The following is an 18,157-nucleotide window of genomic DNA, read 5'->3' on the forward strand; positions in this document are numbered from 1 at the left end:
CCTTTTTAGATGGAAAAGAGGGGTTTTTATGGAACTGAAAATTTACGAACACAAAGCGCAGTATTATGAAACCGACCAGATGGGAATCATTCACCATGCAAATTACCTGCACTGGTTTGAGGAAGCGCGGATCGACATGATGGAGCAGATGGGAATGGGATATGACATCATGGAAAAACAGGGGATCATAAGCCCGGTGCTGTCGGTTCACTGCGATTATAAGAGCATGGCGCGGTTTGGCGAGACGGTGCAGGTGCTGGTTCAGATGAAGGAATACAACGGCATCCGCATGACGCTGGAATACACGGTTTTTGACAAGGAAACGGGCGCAATCCGCTGCGTGGGCGAGAGCCGCCATTGTTTCCTGACCCGCGACGGAAAGCCGGTTTCCCTGAAACGCAACTATATCGAGATGGATCGTGCATTTAGGGAATACAGCGAACAGAGCCAAAAAGAAGAGTAAATGCTGACTGGTTCGAAAATGACAGATGCGCTTATAAAGTGCTTGAAAAGCGGGAAAATTGTGGTATGATGTAAAAGATAAAAAAAAACGCAGAGTAGGAATACAGGCGTTAAGTGCCGGTTGAACAGGGAGTTGTCAGCCGGACGAAGAGACCCTCCGGGGTTTCGCGGTCAGTATTCCGCATCCCGCTGCATCGTTGATACAATCTATCTCCTGATGTGGTTCGAGAGATCTGCAGAAAAGGAGGTATTTTTTTATGAAAAAATTTGCAGTATGTTATCAGGCATCCTTTCAGGAACTGAAACACGTGAAAACACTCACGACTGCCGCCATGCTGATGGCTGTCTCCGTTGTTCTGGGATACTTCACGATTGAGGCTGGTCCGTATTTGAAAATCGGATTCGGCGGTGTAGTCAACCAGTTTGTCTACTACCTCTTCGGTCCGGTGGCTGGAGCGGTCTATGGCGGAGTCTTGGACCTGGTCAAATATGTCGTAAAGCCGACGGGGGCATTTTTTCCGGGATTTACGCTGAATGCGATGCTGGGCGGCGTGCTATATGGCACAATTCTGTATCGGAAACCGCTTACCTTCCGCCGGGCGCTCTGGGCGGATCTGGTGGTGGCGCTGATCTGCAACATATTTTTGAACACACTCTGGCTTAGCATGATGTCTGGAAAAGCAATGATGGTGCTTCTGCCGATGCGTGTGCTTAAGAATCTCATCAAGTGGCCGGTGGATGCAGCACTCTTTTACCTGATTGCAAAACGGATGGAGAGTCTTGGGCTTGTGCGGATGATCCGTAAATTCCAGGCGGAGTGATGCTGGAGGATTCGTTTTGAGCAAAAGGAAACATACATGGACAGCGAAAGTCTGCGGGCACGGTGGCTGCATGCCATGAAAGGAACCGTTTATGAAAAAATGCATCATGCATGATGGAGGAAAACAGATGAGAGAAAAAGCAGTTTCGCGGAGCCGGGAACATTCGAAGGATGTGGCGCTTTGCGGTCTGTTTGCGGCGCTGGTCGCCGTGGGGGCATTTATCAAGGTTGTCATTCCGACCGGCGCAGATACCATGAACTTCACCTTGCAGTGGTTTTTCGTGATGCTGGCAGCATTTCTGCTGGGCTCCAGACGGGCATTTACCAGTGTGGGTGTCTATTTGCTGATTGGACTTGCGGGCGTCCCGATCTTTGCACGCGGCGGCGGTCCGGCGTATCTGCTGCGCCCGACCTTTGGTTTTCTGCTGGGATTTCTCCTTGCGGCGTGGGTCATGGGAAAGGTCTGTGAATGTTTGAATTCCTGGAAAATGGGAGCGCTGATGATGGCGGCGACGGCTGGATATGTGGTATATTATGGAATGGGAATGGTTTATTTCTATCTGATTACCCATCTCGTAACCCTGCAGCCGATCGGCTGGAAAGCGATTGTGCTGGTTTACTGCCTGCCGGAGATGCCGGCGGATTATATTCTCTGCATTCTGGCGGCGATCATGGCAAGACGGCTGCGCCCGATGGTACAGGCGTATCTGTAGAGAAAAATGAATAGGATATAAAAAAGACAGACAGTCTGAATGCAGTGCAGCAAACGGGCTGTCTGTTTTTGTCTCATAGAAAACGTTACTGTTCACGCATACGTGTACAGTAACGGCACATTCTTTTGTAACGCTGCCAGTTGTGTTTGCCCCCTATCATTTTTGCAGAAAATATGGTAAAATGTACGGAGATTACGACAGGGGAGGATTTGGGCGTTACAGGTTTTTGGTCTTGGAAAACGTCTGAAGAGGATGCAAAAACGAAAACCAGCGAACGATCAGAATCCAACCTGATAAAAAGGAGAAGTATGTATGAGTGAGAATTGCAGTCATAATTGTTCAAGCTGCGGCGAAACGTGTGCCAGCCGGACGATGGAGAGTTTCCGGGTGTCGTTAAATCCACAGAGTTCAGTTAAAAAAGTAATTGGTGTAGTCAGCGGCAAGGGCGGCGTCGGAAAATCCCTGGTGACATCCCTGATGGCATGTAAGATGCGTGCGAGAAACAACCGCGTTGGCATTCTTGATGCAGATATTACAGGACCGTCGATCCCGAAGGCATTTGGCATTCACGGCATGGTAGGTGTGACAGCGGATCAGCTGATGCTGCCGCGCACGACCTCGACGGGGATAGAGATTCTTTCTTCGAACCTGATTCTGGAGCATGAGACGGATCCGGTAATTTGGCGTGGACCGGTTGTGGGCGGCGTGATTAAGCAGTTCTGGAGCGAGGCACTCTGGAAGGACATTGATTATATGTTTGTCGATATGCCTCCGGGAACCGGCGATGTGCCGCTGACTGTATTTCAGTCCCTGCCGCTGGCAGGTATTATCATTGTGACTTCCCCGCAGGAGCTGGTTTCGATGATCGTGGCAAAAGCGGTCAACATGGCGAAGAAGATGGATATCCCGATTCTGGGACTGGTTGAAAACATGAGTTATCTGGAATGTCCGGACTGCGGAAAGAAGATTTCTGTGTTCGGTGAAAGCCATATCGAGGAGACGGCAGACGAGTATGAGATTCCGGTGCTTGCGAAGATTCCGATCGATCCGTCGATTGCGTCCAAGGTGGACGAGGGGCTGGTTGAGTATGTGGAATCCCCATGGCTGGATGCGGCGGCTGACGCAGTGGAGAAGGCATAAAAGAATATAGATATATAGAAGAGGTGGAAGAATACAAATGAATATTGCTCAGAATCCCAACAGCGAGCTGAGCCATTTCGCGGTCAATACGCCTCAGGTGTTTGAGATTCCTGAGACATTCCGGGAGACGGCAAGGCAGTTTCAGGAAGCGATGATGCAGTACAGCTGCGCGATTCGAGAGTTTAAGACGAAGCTGGAAGTGCTCAACGATGAGCTTTCCATGCGGAATGCAAGAAACCCGATCGAGATGATCAAGGCGAGAGTGAAGAAGCCGAAGAGTATTGTAGAAAAACTGCAGCGGCGCGGACTTCCGCTTTCGATCGAATCGATGGAGTCCAACCTGGATGATATAGCGGGTGTCCGTGTGATATGTTCGTTTGTGGACGATATTTACGAGATCAGCCGGATGCTGGAACGCCAGGATGATGTGACCATCATTGCGATCAAGGATTATATCAAGGCGCCGAAGGAAAACGGCTACCGCAGCTACCACATGATCGTGGAAGTACCGGTATTCTTTTCAAGCAGTAAGAAAAATATCCGTGTGGAAGTCCAGATCCGCACGATCGCCATGGATTTCTGGGCGAGTCTGGATCACCAGCTCAAGTATAAAAAGCAGCTGGATGCCCAGGAAGCCGCAGAGATCGGTGCGGAGCTGAAAAAGTGCGCGGATGTCATCGCGGAGACGGATTGCAAGATGTTAAGCATCCGTCAGAAGATTGAGGAAAAACATCCGACGCAGGAAGAATAGTCGTGATGTAAACGAATAGACCATGTATCATCCATTAAAAATTGCCTGCGGCAACGGGATTTTTGCCTGCTGGCTCATGTTTTCGTACGGTCAGCGCAGTAAATGCGCAGATCTACTGAAACGTTACCTTTAATACATAAAATAGGACAGGGTTTCGGTAATTCGGAACCCTGCTTTTTTATAGATCGAGAGTGCCGGATAATTGTCACTGCTGACGTGAAGAACAATCCGGGTGCAGCCGCGCGCGATCAGATCGTTTAAGACCAGACAGAAAGCAGCTTCACCGATTCCTAGTCCGCGGCAGAGGTCATGGACCCGGAAACCGTAGAAACAGGCATGAAATGTGCCGGGAACGTCCGGGACGGGCTGCATACGCGCCATGCACACGGCAGCCGGAGAGCACATCGGATCCGGCGGAGTCTCTAAAAATTCATAGGTCAGAATTGTAACGGCCGGATCTGGATCATCGGCGCTGTGGAAGCAGTCCCAGCAACTGTCGGGATCAACACTTTCGTTGACGTCACCTTCCGGTGCAGAAGTGCAGGTAAAGGTAAGCGGGCGTTTTTCAACCATGGGAGAGTCAAAGCGTTCGGCCGCCGGGTCAAAGTCCCATTTCATCTGATATTCCTGATCAACGCGGTCAGCGTGAATGGCTTTCATCGTGGCAGCCGTATCAGCAGATTCCGGGTCAACCGGAAATAGAATATCGTGCTCACCGGAGATGTCGCAGGCTTTTTCTAAGAGTGCGGCAAAATATCCGCGTCGGCGCAGGGAAGGGCGGGTGAAGGCGATGCATTCGACGGGTTCCTCGTCCGAAGAGCCATCCGGTGGAAGGATCATTCCCATGATGGCTGCAAGTGTCTCTGATTCATCCAGAAGAAGCAGGAAACAATTTCCGTCTTCAAATGGAAAAGAAATGTGGATCGGCTGCGTCTTCTGGCATTCATTCAACAGTGCCAGGATCTGTTCTGCCTGTCTGGCAGAGAGAGAGTTTGTCTGAATTAAATTCATAACTTCTAATCCTTTCTTTCTTGCAATACAAAGTGTACCAGCTACAAAAGCAGCTGAGAAGATAAGTCTTTCATAAAGATAAACGTATTTGCGGATAAAAACTTCACGTTTTTTGGATCGAAAATGTCTGGATTTTACGAATCGGAAAAGCTTACCTGTATCGTATAAAAAAGACGCAAAAAATTCAAGGAAATTGACAGAATTTATGCTAATTTTCATATTGTCCTATAAATTTGGGAGTGATAGAATAGAGGCATTAAATACGAAAGGTGAAGACATCATGAAGTACTTGAAAGAAGTGACAATTATTTTTGGCATCACAATGCTGGGAGAGTTTTTGAACTATCTGCTTCCGTTTCCGGTTCCGTCCGGCGTATACGGATTGTTCATTCTTCTGCTTCTGCTTTGCACAGGTGCATTACATACAGAAGATGTGGCGGAAGTGGGAGATTTCTTCCTGGATACGATGCCGATTATGTTTATACCGGCAGGTGTAGGTCTGCTTGACAGCGTGCAGGAGGCGGAGTCCATCCTGGTGCCGCTGACAGTGATTACCGTGATTTCGACGGTATTTGTTATGGTTGCGACCGGGTGCGTGGCGCAGAGCATCATCCGCAGAAAGAATAAAGGAGGTGCGAAAGCATGAATGGACTGATTCATTCTTCTCTTTATTTTGGAATGCTGGTCAGCGTTGGCGCGTATATGTTGGGCGTCTGGCTGAAAAAGAAGACCGGCTGGGCGATTTTAAATCCGCTGCTGGTTGCAATTATAGTTGTGATTGCATTTTTATCTGTTTTTCATATAGAATATAAGGAGTATAACCGCGGTGCGGTGTATCTGGGCTATTTCCTGACACCGGCAACGGTCTGTCTGGCGATTCCGCTGTATAAGCAGCTGGAGCTTTTGCGTCAGCACCTGATTGCGGTTGCTTCTGCAATTGTGGCAGGGGTAGCGGGAAGTGTCGGCAGTATCTATGTGATGTGCCGTTTCTTTCAACTGGAGCATACGCACTATGTGACATTGCTTCCGAAGTCCATTACGACGGCGATTGGCATGGGCGTCAGCGAGGAAGCGGGAGGTATCGTGACGCTGACGGTTATCAGCATTATAATTACAGGAATTTTGGGAAATATTATAGCCGACTGGCTGTTTCAGATATTTAAAATTGAAGAGCCAATCGCGAAGGGTCTGGCACTTGGAACAGCAGCCCATGCGATTGGAACGGCAAAGGCGCTGGAATTAGGCGAGATCGAGGGTGCGATGAGCAGCTTGTCAATTGCGGTCGCCGGTCTTTTGACCGTAGTGGTAGTACCACTGATGTCGGGACTGATTTAAAGGTGGTGCTGAAACGGTCGGAATTTGTATAGAAATTGGAATGCACATAGAGAGGCAGAGAAAAAGATACTGCGGGTCATGCGCATGATAACGGCAGCAAAAAGATAGGAGGGGAGCAGGTATGATGAATTTGTATGAGGCGATAGGATGTCGCCATTCAGTTCGAAAATACACCGATCGGGAGGTCACGGAGAAGCTGCGTGGGCAGATCCTGTCCTATTTTGATAAGACCTCCCGGTTAAATGACCGGATCCGGGTTGAGGCAGTGATATTCGACAATACAAAGAAAAAAGCCGATGTCCACGGACTCTGGAAGGTGGATGCTCCCTACTATCTGGCGATCTATTCGGACCAGGAGGAAGGCTGCGAGCGCAATGCCGGTTATCTGATGGAGCAGATGGTGCTCTATATGACGGCAAAAGGGCTTGGAACCTGCTATTTGGGCAGCGTGCAGCCGGCGCAGAAGGTGCGCGGCGGCAAACGCTGCCTGATGATGGTCGCATTCGGCTACCCGGAGGGCAAGCTCTACCGTGAAAGCCCGCTGGCAAAGCGCCTCCCGCTCAATGAACTCTGTATTTTCAAGGAAGAAGCCGGAGAGCAGATGAAGACGATTCTCCGTGCGGCGCGTCTCGCACCGTCCGCGATGAACACCCAGCCGTGGCGCTTCATCGTCTATTCCGACCGAATCTATGTGTTCGCCCTAAAAACCCGCTTTCCGGGCAAAAGCTTCCATGCGATGCGCGAATTCAGCATCGGCATTATGCTCTCCCACATTATGCTCGCCGCCGAAGAACTCTGGATGGAACTTCAGACGGAGACGGAGGAACATTTTGCGGCTAAAAGTTACAAAAATGGAGATTATGTGGCGACGTTGACGCTGCATTAGATGCATTGATTCATTGTGTTAAATGTTGAAATAGTTTATATTTAAGCAAGAAAAACTAATTTTGTAATTTTAAAACCAATTATTCAAAGAAACGATACACTCAAGAGAGAAGCGCGCCAGCCGTCCGATGTCGTGACAGCTGGCGCGCTTCTTTCGGGGCAATCAAAAGGGCATAAGCAAAAACCCTTTTTTCCTTGCTCCGTGCCCTTGAAAGCGCCCTCCACTTATGATAAAATAAGTTGATTATTTATGAGAGATACTCTGGAGGAGAACGTGATGGTTAGTAAATTGATTGAGAAGATTCAGAAGACAAAGGCACCGATCTGTGTAGGACTGGATCCGATGCTTGGATATATTCCGGAGCACGTGAAGGAAAAAGCATTTGCGGAGTTCGGAGAGACCCTGGAAGGAGCGGCAGAGGCGATCTGGCAGTTTAACTGTGCGATCGTGGATGCGACGGCTGATCTGATTCCGGCGGTCAAACCGCAGATTGCGATGTATGAGCAGTTTGGCATCGAAGGCCTGAAAGCGTATGACCGGACTGTCAAATACTGCCAGCAGAAGGGCTTAATTGTCATCGGAGACATCAAGCGCGGCGACATCGGTTCCACATCGGCTGCCTACGCAACCGGTCATCTCGGCAGCGTGAAGGTTGGAAATACGACCTGTTCCGCGTTCAATACCGAGTATGTGACGGTCAATCCGTATCTGGGAACCGACGGCGTGAAACCATTTGTGGACGAGTGCAACGCATCCGACCGCGGTATCTTTGTACTGGTAAAGACTTCTAACCCATCCAGCGGCGAGTTCCAGGATCGTCTGGTGGACGGCCGCCCGCTTTATGAGCTGGTAGCGGAGAAGGTCGTTGAGTGGGGGGAGGCTTCCATGGATGGCGACTATAGTAATGTAGGCGCAGTTGTGGGCGCAACTTACCCGGAGATGAGCAAGATTCTGCGTAAGCTGATGCCGAAGACTTACTTTCTGGTTCCGGGTTATGGCGCACAGGGCGGTACGGCAGAAGACTTAAAATACTGCTTCAACGAGGATGGACTGGGCGCGATCGTCAATTCTTCCCGCGGTATCATCGCAGCATACAAGAAAGACGCATACGCCAAATTCGGTCCGGAGCATTTTGCGGACGCATCGAGACAGGCTGTCATCGATATGATTGCGGACATTGGACGCGTACTGTAAGGAGGAGCTCATGGCACAGAAGAAAGAGACAGCAGTTGTATATAGTCAGGAAGAACTGGCACCTGGCATTTTCAGTATGTGGATCGTGACGGACATAGCGGATGAGGCAAGACCGGGACAGTTTATCTCGGTCTACAGCCAGGACGGTTCCAGACTTCTTCCGCGCCCGATCAGTATCTGCGAGGCAGATCCGGATGAAGGACGCCTGCGGATCGTATACCGGATTGCCGGTAAAGGAACGGATGAATTTTCCAAATATGTTTCCGGAGACTCGATCGACATCATGGGACCTCTGGGAAATGGTTTCCCGCAGGAGGGCGAAAATGTATTTCTGATCGGCGGCGGTATCGGTGTTCCGCCGATGCTTGAGATGGCGAAACAGTTAAACTGCGAAAAACAGATCATTTTAGGATACCGGGATGAAAATCTCTTCCTCCGGGATGAATTTGAGGCATATGGAGAAGTCTTTGTGGCGACCGAGGACGGAAGCGCCGGCACGAAGGGCAATGTCCTGGACGCGATCCGGGAGCAGAACCTGACGGCGGATGTGATCTACGCCTGCGGACCGACCCCGATGCTGCGCGCCATCAAGGAGTATGCGGCAGAAAAGGGAATCAAGTGCTATATTTCCCTGGAGGAGAAGATGGCATGTGGAATCGGCGCCTGTCTGGCATGTGTCTGCCAGTCGAAGAATGTAGACCACCACAGCAATGTACACAACAAGCGGATCTGCAAGGATGGTCCCGTATTTTTAGCCGAGGAGGTAGAATTATGAGACAGATGGCAGTCAATCTTGCGGGTGTAGAGCTTAAAAACCCGGTCATGACGGCATCCGGAACCTTTGGTTCAGGGGCAGAGTACGGCGAGATGGTCGATCTGAACAAGCTCGGCGCGGTTGTGACCAAGGGTGTGGCAAATGTGCCGTGGCCAGGCAATCCGACCCCGCGTATTGCGGAGGTGTACGGCGGCATGATCAACGCGATCGGCTTACAGAATCCGGGGTATGATTTATTTGCATCGAGGGATATCCCGTTTTTACGTCAGTATGATACGAAGATTATCGTCAATGTATGTGGAAAAACGACGGAAGATTACGTCGATGTAGTGGAAAAACTGGCGAGCCAGCCGGTCGATATGCTGGAGATCAACATTTCCTGCCCGAACGTCAAGGAGGGCGGCATCGCATTTGGACAGGATCCGAAAGCAGTGGAGGCGATCACCCGCGAGGTAAAACGCCATGCGAAACAGCCGATTATCATGAAGCTCAGTCCGAATGTTACCGACATCACGGAGATGGCGAAGGCAGCCGAGGCAGGCGGTGCGGATGTGCTGTCCCTGATCAACACACTGACTGGCATGAAGATCGATATTAACCGGAGAACTTTTGCGGTAGCCAACCGTACCGGCGGTCTGTCCGGCCCGGCAGTGAAACCAGTGGCAGTCCGCATGGTTTACCAGGTGGCGCAGGCGGTCAAGCTTCCGATCATCGGCATGGGCGGTATCATGAATGCGGACGATGCGATCGAATTTATTCTGGCAGGCGCAAGCGCGGTGGCAGTCGGTACGGCGAATTTCCATAATCCGTATGCGACGGAGGAGATCGTGAAGGGCATCGACGCCTATATGGCAAAATATGGCATTGAAGATATACATGAACTGATTGGTGCGGTTCGGTAAGATAGGAGAGTATGATGGAACAGTATAAGCAGGAATTTATCAATTTCATGGTAGAGAGCGAAGTGCTCAAGTTTGGCGAATTTACCTTAAAGAGCGGACGTAAATCTCCGTTCTTCATGAACGCGGGTGCATATGTAACCGGTACGCAGCTGCGCCGTCTGGGCGAGTATTACGCAAAGGCGATTCATGACAACTATGGTCTGGATTTCGATGTCCTGTTTGGACCGGCTTACAAGGGAATCCCGCTGGCAGTTGCCACCTCGATGGCGATCAGTGAGCTGTACGGCAAAGAAGTACGTTACTGCTCCAACCGGAAAGAGGTCAAGGATCACGGCGATACCGGCATCCTTCTGGGAAGCAAGTTAAAGGACGGCGACCGCGTCGTTATCATCGAGGATGTAACCACTTCCGGTAAATCCATCGAGGAGACTTTCCCGATCCTCAAATCCCAGGCAGATGTGGAGATCAAAGGCCTGATGGTATCTTTAAACCGTATGGAGCGCGGCAAGGGAGAAAAGTGTGCGCTGGATGAGATCAAGGAACTGTACGGCTTCCCAACCGCAGCGATCGTATCGATGTCAGATGTCGTAGAGTGCCTGTACAACAAGGAGTGCCAGGGCAAGGTCGTGATCGATGATACACTGAAAGCAGCGATCGACGCATACTATGAGCAGTACGGTGCAAAATAGAGATTTGGTTCACGGAGCGGCATGCTTGAAATGGGAAATGCCATGCGACGGAGTGTAAGAAGGAGCGGATCGATATGGAAAAGATCTACAAAACGATGCAGGGAACCGGTGTGATTAATATCGTGATTGGAAGCGTGATCATCACGGTAGGGTTGGCAGCCGGTGTGATGGCGATCGTCAGCGGTGCGTTTTTACTGAAACGCAAATCAGATATTACATTCTAAAAATTGGATTTGAAACAGGGCAGATATGCCCAGTCGAAAGAGAAAAACCGTATGACCGGGGACGGTGTACGGTTTTTCTCATTTCTGGCAGTTTATGTGGGGAATTATGTGGAAACGGACAAAAACGCATCAGAAGGTGTGCTGGATATTCTTTGTCGCATACCTGGTGCTTCTTATATATTTTATGTTTTTTTCGGACGGATTCGGGCGCGCGCCGCATGTGGAGTATGCCTATAATCTCGTTTTATTTAAGGAAATCAAACGGTTTTATATTTATCGTGATATAGTGGGGACGGAAGCGTTCCTGTTAAATACGGCTGGCAACGTGGTGTGCTTCATGCCGTTTGGATTTTTCCTGCCGATCATCAGTCCGAGATTTGGAAAATGGTACCTGATGTTGATTCTGAGCTTCCTTCTGACTTTGAGCATCGAGACGATTCAGCTCGTATTCAAGGTGGGAAGTTTTGATGTGGATGATATGTTTTTAAATACGTTAGGTGGAATTGCTGGCTACCTCTGCCAGTGGATTACACGTGCAATTGGGAGGTGTCTGCATGGGACGTCAAACAGATAACCGGATTTCTTATATCCGCAAGCCGATGGCGGAACACGGCTATCTCTGTCTGGGACTGGCGGGAGTCGGTCTGCTGCTGTGCGTGGCAGGGATGGCATTCAGTGTCCGCAGCCAGGGCAATACGCCGGTCGGTGCGCTGTCGATGTGCTTTTCGAGCATATTATTTTCCGTGGCGTCGCTGATGTACGGATGGAAATCTTTTAAAGAAGAAGAAAAAAATTATATATTCGCGAAAATTGGTACGATTTTGTCGGGGCTTCTGGTCATCTGGTGGATTGTGACGATTTTGATTGGCATCCGGGGCTAAGAATGAATGGTTTTTATGCGTGGCTTGCCTGGAATGCCGGACCAATGGAACGCCGGTAAGAGCCTTTGCGGCGGGCGTGGTTTGAAAGTGAAATTTGGCGATGGCAGAAGGAGGGAAATATCTGAACATGAAATATTGGGAACTTTTGAAAGAAGAAAATGAGGCGGTTGCGGAGCGCCATGAGCTCGCGATGGAGCGCATCGGCCATATGAAAGAAGAAGCGACGGTTGGCGAGCCATACCGGGCATTTTTTGAGCGCACCGTCCAGTTTATCGAGCTGATAGAAGAAACCTTCCAGAAACAGATGGATGGGACGCTGGCGGCGATGAGCCAGAAAGAGGCAACAGAATTTAACCGGACGCTTTATGCGGATATACTTCCTGGGGCGTATGGAAAGAGCTTTGCGAACCCGGACTATGCGGCAAAAGAGCTGGGAGAGGACTATGGTCCGTGGCTGTCATTTCTCTATACGGAGATCCGCAGCGCGATCGTTTACGCCTATGAGAGCCGTCTGGTGGATGTGACGGTGTTGGAGGAACTGTTTATTGAGGTTTACAACCTGTTTGAGGACGGGACGCCGGAGGTGGCGGAGCTTCGCGAGCCGCTCTACTATTTTGTCAGTGATTATTGTGACAGGATGCTTCCGTGGCGGGTGCGTGAGACGCTGGATCCGTCGCTGGATTTCGGAAAATCGATCATCATGGACAGTGATTTAAACGATCTGCGTTATCTGTACCGGTTTGGCGAATATATCTCGGAGACAGAGCTTGCGACGGCACGTTTTATGAATGAGCTGCCGGAGGAGACGGTACGCCGGATGGCAGATACCTACACAGAAGGCTACCGCAAGGGATTTGCGGCGACCGGACGCAGCTATGAGGGCAAGAAAACGGTGCAGATCCGTTACCACATCGGATTTGAGCGCATGATCCGGATGGCAGTGGAAAATTTCCGCGAACTCGGTCTGGAGCCGATCATTGCCCGCGCCTCCATCGGCACGGTGAACCGGATGGCGGCGCGCACGAACGGTTACTATGGCACACCGGCGAACCGCCAGTACGAGTATGATCACCGCTACGACAATGCGGTTTACCTGGACAAGGCCTTTCGTGAGCGGAAACTGTCTATTTTGAAGGTGGCATATGAGACATACAAGGATCTGGCGTCGGTATATGCCGGTCCGGCAGTTGTGGAAACCTTCGGCGAGGCCGGATTTGAGCCGGTCAATGCAGCAGCAGCCTTTTCTTTAAGTGAAAAACAGGAGAAACTGCTGTTATCCTACAGCAATGAGGCGATGCAGATTGTGGACGCGTATATTCCGGGAACGGAGACGAGCTTCACAATCATTGCATTCCCGCTTCCGGAGATCGGAGCGGAGTTTGAGGCGATTTTTAAGGAGACGATCCGCATCAATACGCTGGACTATGAGCTGTACCGCGACATCCAGCAGATCATGATCAACGAACTGGATCAGGCATCGCAAGTCCACATCAGCGGACGCGGCGGCAACCGCACCGATCTGACCGTACAGCTTCACACGCTTGCTGAGCCGACGAAACAGTCGAATTTCGAAAACTGCGTGGCGGATGTAAATATTCCGGTTGGAGAAGTCTTTACCTCCCCGCAGCTTGCTGGGACAAACGGGCTTCTGCATGTCGGCAGCGTCTATATCGGGGAATTTCAGTTCAAAGATCTGGAAATCCGGTTTGAAAATGGTATCGCTGTCTCCTATACCTGCAAAAACTTTGAGACGGAAGAGGAAAATAAGGCGTTAGTGAAACAGATGATCCTCAAAAACCATGAGACGCTGCCGATGGGCGAGTTTGCGATTGGCACCAACACAACTGCGTATGAGGTAGCGCTGCGCTACGGCATTCTCGACAAATTCCCGATTCTGATTGCCGAGAAGATGGGACCGCACTTTGCGGTAGGCGATACCTGCTACAGCTGGATGGAGGACTGCCCGGTCTTCAACCCGGATGGACGCGAGATGGTGGCGCGTGAGAATGAGATTTCAGCAAAACGCAAAGAAAACCCGCAGGAGGCATATTTTGGCTGCCATACGGACATTACAATCCCGTACTCCGAGCTGGATACGATCGAGGCGATTCATCCAGATGGAACGAGTGTAAAGATCATCGCGGGCGGACGGTTTGCGCTGTCGGGGACGGAGAAGCTGAATGAGCCGCTGGAAAAATAAAAAGAAAAAGTCATAGAAAACAGGTTTATTCTCATATAATCTCCTGAAAAGGGATTCCGGAGCAGCCGGATGGGAGATAGAATCAGAAAATGGATAGCCGTTCTGCTGGCAGGAAGTATACTGGCGATGATTCAGTTGGTTCCGGTCGGCGGGGCGGTTTTTGTTCGTGAAAACATAGAAAATAAAGAGATTCTGGGAGAGAAAGAGACTTCTCTACAACAGACCCTTCACGCCCGCGCCTGGGTTCTCATGGATGCGGACAGTGGGCGTATTCTGGCGGAGAAAGATGCGGATACCGCTTATCCGATGGCAAGCACGACGAAGATTCTGACCTGCATTCTCGCACTGGAACAGGGAAATCCCGATGACTGGGTCGGGGTATCAGAGAAAGCGGCCTCCATGCCGGATGTCCAGCTCAATATGCGAGCGGGGGAGCGGTACCACCTATCGGATCTACTCTATTCCCTGATGCTGGAATCCCACAACGACAGCGCCGTGGCGGTGGCGGAGCACATCGGGGGAAGTGTGGAAGGATTTGCGGAGAAAATGAACCGGAAAGCGCGGGAGATAGGATGTAAGAATGTTTGTTTCGTGACACCGAACGGTCTGGACGTTGCGGATGCGGATGGAAACGAACACAGCGCTTCGGCGGCGGATATGGCGCGGATCATGCGCTACTGCGCGTTCCAGTCGCCGTGCCGCGAAACATTTCTGGAAATTACCCGTACGGCATCACGGACGATTCAGGATGAGTCGGGAAACCGTTCATTTTACCTGGCAAACCACAACGCGCTTTTAAGCCAGTGCGCGGAGGTGCTGTCGGGCAAGACAGGATTTACCGGGAAAGCCGGGTACTGTTATGTGGCGGCGTTAAAAAAAGAGGGAAAAGCATTTACGGTGGCGCTTCTCGGCTGCGGGTGGCCGCCGCACAAGACGTACAAATGGGCGGATATGCGGAAACTCGATCAGTATGCATTTGATACATATAACTGGTATGATATATTTGACCGGGAGAAAACATTTCCGGAGGTGGAGGTGAGGCGGGGCGTGAAAGGAACGACGGCGCTCACACTGAATCTGCCATCGGAAAAACAGACGTTTCTGATGCTTCTGCGCGCGGACGAGAAGCCAGACATCCGTTATGAGTACCCGACCGAGCTGGAAGCACCGGTTCATGAAGGACAGGAGGTCGGGCAGGCATCCTATTATATTAATGACGAGCAGGTGGCTGCTTATCCGATCTATGCGGCAGAAACAGTGGAGAAGATTGATTATGGGTGGTGTTTAAGACGATGCGTAACTTATTTTGAAAGAGAATTTCAGTCAATGTGGCAGACATGGGGAGTTTGAGTTGTTATTACTGGGCACGTATGCGTGAACAGCAACGACTTGTTCACAATACTTTTACAAAAATCTGCTTTATTTTGCTGGTTAATTTTGTTATAACTATAGATAGTGTGAATTACTGAGAATCAAGGATCCGGACACGGAAACGTGGAAAGAGAAAGAGAGGCACGGAGGATGAAACAGACATCACTGAGCAGGGAACAGGGGCTTGCGCTCCTTCGCAAGTATAATAAAGAACCATTTCATATTTTACATGGACTGACCGTGGAGGGCGTCATGGAGTGGTATGCCGAGCAGCTGGGATACGGGGACGAAAAAGCATTCTGGGGCATGGCAGGACTGCTGCATGACATTGATTTTGAACTTTATCCGGAAGAACACTGCGAGCGGGCACCGGAGCTTCTGCGCGACGGAGGCGCAGAGGAAGATTTAGTCCATGCGGTTGTCAGCCACGGCTACGGCATACGGGTGGATGTGGCTCCGGAACATGAGATGGAAAAGGTGTTGTTTGCAGCCGATGAGCTGACAGGGCTTATCTGGGCGGCGGCGAAGATGCGCCCGTCCAAGAGCACCAAGGACATGGAGCTTTCAAGTCTTAAGAAGAAATTTAAGGACAAGAAATTTGCAGCTGGATGTTCCAGAGACGTGATCCGACGCGGGGCTGATCAGCTTGGCTGGGAATTAGACAAACTGATGGAACAGACGATTCTTGCCATGCGCTCCTGTGAGGATCGGGTCAACAAAGAGATGGAGGAACTGGAGTTTTGAGAGAAAATAAACCAATGAAACTGTTGTCGGTAGCGATTCCGTGCTACAATTCGGCGGCATATATGCGTAACTGCATCGAATCCCTGCTGCCGGGCGGCGATGAGGTGGAGATCCTGATCGTGGATGACGGTTCCACAAAAGATAATACGGCGGAGATTGCCGATGAGTATGAGAGAAACTATCCGGGAATTTGCCGGGCGATTCATCAGGAAAACGGTGGTCACGGCGAGGCCGTCAATGCGGGACTGCGCAATGCGACGGGCGTCTATTATAAGGTCGTGGACAGCGATGACTGGGTCAACGAAGAGGCATATATGGAGGTTCTGGATACGCTGCGCAAATTTGTCCATGACAATGTGACGCTGGATATGCTGATTACCAACTTCGTTTATGAAAAACAGGGCGCAAAACACAAAAAGGTCATGAACTACAACATGGCGCTCCCAAAACGCCAGCTCATCGACTGGAACGGTGCAAGAGGCTTCCGCCTGGGACAGTATATCCTGATGCACTCGGTCATTTACCGTGTGGAAATGCTTCGGAACTGCGGCTTGGAACTGCCAAAGCATACGTTCTACGTGGATAATATTTTTGTATATCAGCCGCTTCCACACGTAAAATCCATGTACTACCTGGATGTGAATTTCTACCGCTATTTCATCGGACGCGACGATCAGTCGGTCAATGAAAAAGTCATGATCAGCCGTATTGATCAGCAGATACTCGTCACGAAGCTGATGCTGGGATATTACGATGTGACCAAGATCAAGAATCCAAAGCTGCGCCACTACATGGTCCGCTATCTGGAGATCATGATGACAGTTACTTCAATTCTGGCGATTCGCTCGGAGACAGAGGAGAATCTGAAGAAGAAAAAAGAACTGTGGCAGTATCTGAAACAGCAGAATTTCACGCTGTATATGCGCCTGCGCTGGGGCTTCCTCGGACAGGGCGTAAACCTGCCGGGAAAAGGCGGACGGAAGGTGTCGATCGCCTGCTATAAGATTTCGCAGAAGTTTTATGGGTTTAACTAGAAATTCATTATAAAAATTGAAATAATATGGATTAGAAAACGAAATCAAATCTATCATAAAAGTGAAATTAAAAGATCCGATCGTCTGGAAAGTCGAGTGTTTCCAGATGGTCGGATTTTCTGATTCTATGTCAATCACTTAGATATGATTCGATAAGGGATTACCACGTGATGAATGTTAGAGACCTAGTTTTCGTAATGGCTGCGGCAGGGGGATTTATCGCAGATAAAAAGCTGGCACCTGTCATACTTTGGCGCCAGCTTATGTTTACTTGTCTTGAGAAATCCTTTATCGAATATATTCCGGTTCGTTCTCTGTCTCTTCCTGCGTGCTTCCCGCATATACTAACGGATAGATAGCTGCGCTTAAAAGAATCGCGCCTGCGACATCCAGAATCGAGTGCTGCTTCAGCGAGACAGTTGCCATGCAGATAGCGGCCATCAGGATACCGGAAAGAATCCGGATTACTTTGTGCTTTTTCAGAGACTCACTCTTCATGACCGCGATGTGGGTTCCGATGGAATTGTACACGTGGATGCTTGGAAATACATTCGTGTTCGTGTCAGCCTGGTGGAGCATATAGACCAGACGGGAACAGAGGTTCTTGTCCGGGTCTACGGCGGTCCGCAGGTCAGTTCCATTCGGGAACAGGGTGCAGATTAAGAGTGACAGCGTCATGCCGGTAAATAAAAATGCACATAACCGGTAATATTCTTCCTTGTTCTTGAAGAACAGGTATGCAATCGCAGCGGTCACGTAGGCGAACCACAGTAAATATGGGATGACGAAGTATTCATTAAACGGAATCATATCATCCAGCGATGAGTGCATGATATGGTAATTGGAGGTCACGGTTTTTTCCAGATGCATAAACCACGGAAGATAGATAAATCCGTATCCCAGAATCCATATATGCCCGTATTTCTTCAGGAGTTCCTTCAGAAAATGTTTCATATCAATCAACCTCGATTTTCTTTTTATCATAAATAAATTAACATTATTTTAACATCTCTCCAAGTTCGTCT

Annotated in this window: 21 protein-coding genes and 1 riboswitch; of the genes, 19 read left to right on the plus strand and 2 right to left on the minus strand. The window is 50.0% G+C overall.

The window, feature by feature from the left end:
- Nucleotides 1-28 precede the first annotated feature (28 nt).
- The 5 genes from PG862_RS09470 to PG862_RS09490 all read left to right on the plus strand — a co-directional run bounded on the left by PG862_RS09470 (nucleotide 29) and on the right by PG862_RS09490 (nucleotide 3,886).
- On the plus strand, nucleotides 29-463 hold the full coding sequence (locus tag PG862_RS09470) for an acyl-CoA thioesterase (protein ID WP_107000491.1): 435 nt from the start codon (nucleotides 29-31) through the stop codon (nucleotides 461-463).
- 88 nt (nucleotides 464-551) lie between these two features.
- Nucleotides 552-656: riboswitch (THF riboswitch) on the plus strand.
- A gap of 63 nt (nucleotides 657-719) precedes the next feature.
- Nucleotides 720-1,283 carry a folate family ECF transporter S component gene (locus PG862_RS09475; protein WP_022359353.1) on the plus strand — a complete coding sequence of 188 codons (564 nt, stop codon included), beginning with the start codon at nucleotides 720-722 and terminating at the stop codon, nucleotides 1,281-1,283.
- 127 nt (nucleotides 1,284-1,410) lie between these two features.
- Nucleotides 1,411-1,995, plus strand: a complete 585-nt coding sequence (locus PG862_RS09480) for a biotin transporter BioY (RefSeq protein ID WP_118293491.1) — start codon at nucleotides 1,411-1,413, stop codon at nucleotides 1,993-1,995.
- Nucleotides 1,996-2,307: 312 nt separating this feature from the next.
- Nucleotides 2,308-3,135, plus strand: coding sequence for an Mrp/NBP35 family ATP-binding protein (locus PG862_RS09485; protein ID WP_118293474.1), 828 nt, complete (start codon nucleotides 2,308-2,310; stop codon nucleotides 3,133-3,135).
- A gap of 37 nt (nucleotides 3,136-3,172) precedes the next feature.
- Nucleotides 3,173-3,886: a GTP pyrophosphokinase gene (locus PG862_RS09490; RefSeq protein ID WP_107000490.1), complete on the plus strand. Its 714-nt coding sequence runs from the start codon at nucleotides 3,173-3,175 to the stop codon at nucleotides 3,884-3,886.
- Nucleotides 3,887-4,015: 129 nt separating this feature from the next.
- On the opposite strand, the gene PG862_RS09495 is transcribed toward PG862_RS09490, so the two are convergent.
- Nucleotides 4,016-4,897, minus strand: coding sequence for a GNAT family N-acetyltransferase (locus tag PG862_RS09495; RefSeq protein ID WP_022359357.1), 882 nt, complete (start codon nucleotides 4,895-4,897; stop codon nucleotides 4,016-4,018).
- Between the two features lie 280 nt (nucleotides 4,898-5,177).
- Here PG862_RS09495 and PG862_RS09500 point away from each other — a divergent pair, with 280 nt between their 5' ends.
- The 14 genes from PG862_RS09500 to PG862_RS09565 all read left to right on the plus strand — a co-directional run bounded on the left by PG862_RS09500 (nucleotide 5,178) and on the right by PG862_RS09565 (nucleotide 17,132).
- Nucleotides 5,178-5,543 carry a CidA/LrgA family protein gene (locus PG862_RS09500; protein WP_107000488.1) on the plus strand — a complete coding sequence of 122 codons (366 nt, stop codon included), beginning with the start codon at nucleotides 5,178-5,180 and terminating at the stop codon, nucleotides 5,541-5,543.
- The gene (locus PG862_RS09505) at nucleotides 5,540-6,232 is read left to right on the plus strand and encodes an LrgB family protein (RefSeq protein WP_107000487.1); all 693 of its coding nucleotides are present in this window, start codon (nucleotides 5,540-5,542) and stop codon (nucleotides 6,230-6,232) included. The genes PG862_RS09500 and PG862_RS09505 overlap by 4 nt, the downstream gene beginning before the upstream one ends.
- 121 nt (nucleotides 6,233-6,353) lie before the next feature.
- On the plus strand, nucleotides 6,354-7,118 hold the full coding sequence (locus PG862_RS09510; protein ID WP_333489839.1) for a nitroreductase family protein: 765 nt from the start codon (nucleotides 6,354-6,356) through the stop codon (nucleotides 7,116-7,118).
- A gap of 276 nt (nucleotides 7,119-7,394) precedes the next feature.
- Nucleotides 7,395-8,312, plus strand: a complete 918-nt coding sequence (pyrF, locus tag PG862_RS09515) for an orotidine-5'-phosphate decarboxylase (RefSeq protein WP_022359361.1) — start codon at nucleotides 7,395-7,397, stop codon at nucleotides 8,310-8,312.
- Nucleotides 8,313-8,322: 10 nt separating this feature from the next.
- Nucleotides 8,323-9,087 carry a dihydroorotate dehydrogenase electron transfer subunit gene (locus PG862_RS09520; RefSeq protein ID WP_118293472.1) on the plus strand — a complete coding sequence of 255 codons (765 nt, stop codon included), beginning with the start codon at nucleotides 8,323-8,325 and terminating at the stop codon, nucleotides 9,085-9,087.
- A complete protein-coding gene (locus PG862_RS09525) occupies nucleotides 9,084-9,989 on the plus strand; it encodes a dihydroorotate dehydrogenase (protein WP_118293471.1) in 906 nt (301 codons plus the stop codon). The genes PG862_RS09520 and PG862_RS09525 overlap by 4 nt, the downstream gene beginning before the upstream one ends.
- Nucleotides 9,990-10,003: 14 nt before the next feature.
- Nucleotides 10,004-10,678: an orotate phosphoribosyltransferase gene (pyrE, locus tag PG862_RS09530; protein ID WP_107000484.1), complete on the plus strand. Its 675-nt coding sequence runs from the start codon at nucleotides 10,004-10,006 to the stop codon at nucleotides 10,676-10,678.
- 74 nt (nucleotides 10,679-10,752) lie between these two features.
- On the plus strand, nucleotides 10,753-10,902 hold the full coding sequence (locus tag PG862_RS09535; RefSeq protein ID WP_022359365.1) for a hypothetical protein: 150 nt from the start codon (nucleotides 10,753-10,755) through the stop codon (nucleotides 10,900-10,902).
- A gap of 106 nt (nucleotides 10,903-11,008) precedes the next feature.
- Nucleotides 11,009-11,476 carry a VanZ family protein gene (locus PG862_RS09540; protein WP_107000974.1) on the plus strand — a complete coding sequence of 156 codons (468 nt, stop codon included), beginning with the start codon at nucleotides 11,009-11,011 and terminating at the stop codon, nucleotides 11,474-11,476.
- A complete protein-coding gene (locus PG862_RS09545; RefSeq protein WP_107000483.1) occupies nucleotides 11,457-11,783 on the plus strand; it encodes a hypothetical protein in 327 nt (108 codons plus the stop codon). Before PG862_RS09540 ends, PG862_RS09545 begins: the two co-directional genes overlap by 20 nt.
- A gap of 127 nt (nucleotides 11,784-11,910) precedes the next feature.
- Entirely contained in the window at nucleotides 11,911-13,983 is a 2,073-nt protein-coding gene (locus tag PG862_RS09550; RefSeq protein ID WP_270707231.1) for an aminopeptidase, read from the plus strand.
- A gap of 69 nt (nucleotides 13,984-14,052) precedes the next feature.
- Nucleotides 14,053-15,333, plus strand: a complete 1,281-nt coding sequence (locus PG862_RS09555) for a D-alanyl-D-alanine carboxypeptidase family protein (protein ID WP_270707233.1) — start codon at nucleotides 14,053-14,055, stop codon at nucleotides 15,331-15,333.
- A 171-nt stretch (nucleotides 15,334-15,504) separates the two neighbouring features.
- The gene (locus PG862_RS09560; protein ID WP_022359370.1) at nucleotides 15,505-16,098 is read left to right on the plus strand and encodes a hypothetical protein; all 594 of its coding nucleotides are present in this window, start codon (nucleotides 15,505-15,507) and stop codon (nucleotides 16,096-16,098) included.
- A gap of 14 nt (nucleotides 16,099-16,112) precedes the next feature.
- Nucleotides 16,113-17,132, plus strand: coding sequence for a glycosyltransferase family 2 protein (locus PG862_RS09565; RefSeq protein WP_107000480.1), 1,020 nt, complete (start codon nucleotides 16,113-16,115; stop codon nucleotides 17,130-17,132).
- A 288-nt stretch (nucleotides 17,133-17,420) separates the two neighbouring features.
- On the opposite strand, the gene PG862_RS09570 is transcribed toward PG862_RS09565, so the two are convergent.
- On the minus strand, nucleotides 17,421-18,086 hold the full coding sequence (locus tag PG862_RS09570) for a phosphatase PAP2 family protein (RefSeq protein ID WP_270707235.1): 666 nt from the start codon (nucleotides 18,084-18,086) through the stop codon (nucleotides 17,421-17,423).
- Nucleotides 18,087-18,157: the final 71 nt, after the last annotated feature.

It is taken from the genome of Clostridium fessum (genome assembly GCF_027698965.1).
In the GTDB taxonomy this organism is placed as follows: Bacteria; Bacillota; Clostridia; order Lachnospirales; family Lachnospiraceae; genus Otoolea; species Otoolea fessa.

Coding starts and splice junctions, on each gene's coding strand:
- PG862_RS09470 (WP_107000491.1), top strand. CDS start 29: ATGGAACTGAAAATTTACGAACACAAAGCGCAGTATTATGAAACCGAC.
- PG862_RS09475 (WP_022359353.1), top strand. CDS start 720: ATGAAAAAATTTGCAGTATGTTATCAGGCATCCTTTCAGGAACTGAAA.
- PG862_RS09480 (WP_118293491.1), top strand. CDS start 1,411: ATGAGAGAAAAAGCAGTTTCGCGGAGCCGGGAACATTCGAAGGATGTG.
- PG862_RS09485 (WP_118293474.1), top strand. CDS start 2,308: ATGAGTGAGAATTGCAGTCATAATTGTTCAAGCTGCGGCGAAACGTGT.
- PG862_RS09490 (WP_107000490.1), top strand. CDS start 3,173: ATGAATATTGCTCAGAATCCCAACAGCGAGCTGAGCCATTTCGCGGTC.
- PG862_RS09495 (WP_022359357.1), bottom strand. CDS start 4,897: ATGAATTTAATTCAGACAAACTCTCTCTCTGCCAGACAGGCAGAACAG.
- PG862_RS09500 (WP_107000488.1), top strand. CDS start 5,178: ATGAAGTACTTGAAAGAAGTGACAATTATTTTTGGCATCACAATGCTG.
- PG862_RS09505 (WP_107000487.1), top strand. CDS start 5,540: ATGAATGGACTGATTCATTCTTCTCTTTATTTTGGAATGCTGGTCAGC.
- PG862_RS09510 (WP_333489839.1), top strand. CDS start 6,354: ATGATGAATTTGTATGAGGCGATAGGATGTCGCCATTCAGTTCGAAAA.
- pyrF (WP_022359361.1), top strand. CDS start 7,395: ATGGTTAGTAAATTGATTGAGAAGATTCAGAAGACAAAGGCACCGATC.
- PG862_RS09520 (WP_118293472.1), top strand. CDS start 8,323: ATGGCACAGAAGAAAGAGACAGCAGTTGTATATAGTCAGGAAGAACTG.
- PG862_RS09525 (WP_118293471.1), top strand. CDS start 9,084: ATGAGACAGATGGCAGTCAATCTTGCGGGTGTAGAGCTTAAAAACCCG.
- pyrE (WP_107000484.1), top strand. CDS start 10,004: ATGGAACAGTATAAGCAGGAATTTATCAATTTCATGGTAGAGAGCGAA.
- PG862_RS09535 (WP_022359365.1), top strand. CDS start 10,753: ATGGAAAAGATCTACAAAACGATGCAGGGAACCGGTGTGATTAATATC.
- PG862_RS09540 (WP_107000974.1), top strand. CDS start 11,009: ATGTGGAAACGGACAAAAACGCATCAGAAGGTGTGCTGGATATTCTTT.
- PG862_RS09545 (WP_107000483.1), top strand. CDS start 11,457: ATGGGACGTCAAACAGATAACCGGATTTCTTATATCCGCAAGCCGATG.
- PG862_RS09550 (WP_270707231.1), top strand. CDS start 11,911: ATGAAATATTGGGAACTTTTGAAAGAAGAAAATGAGGCGGTTGCGGAG.
- PG862_RS09555 (WP_270707233.1), top strand. CDS start 14,053: ATGGGAGATAGAATCAGAAAATGGATAGCCGTTCTGCTGGCAGGAAGT.
- PG862_RS09560 (WP_022359370.1), top strand. CDS start 15,505: ATGAAACAGACATCACTGAGCAGGGAACAGGGGCTTGCGCTCCTTCGC.
- PG862_RS09565 (WP_107000480.1), top strand. CDS start 16,113: ATGAAACTGTTGTCGGTAGCGATTCCGTGCTACAATTCGGCGGCATAT.
- PG862_RS09570 (WP_270707235.1), bottom strand. CDS start 18,086: ATGAAACATTTTCTGAAGGAACTCCTGAAGAAATACGGGCATATATGG.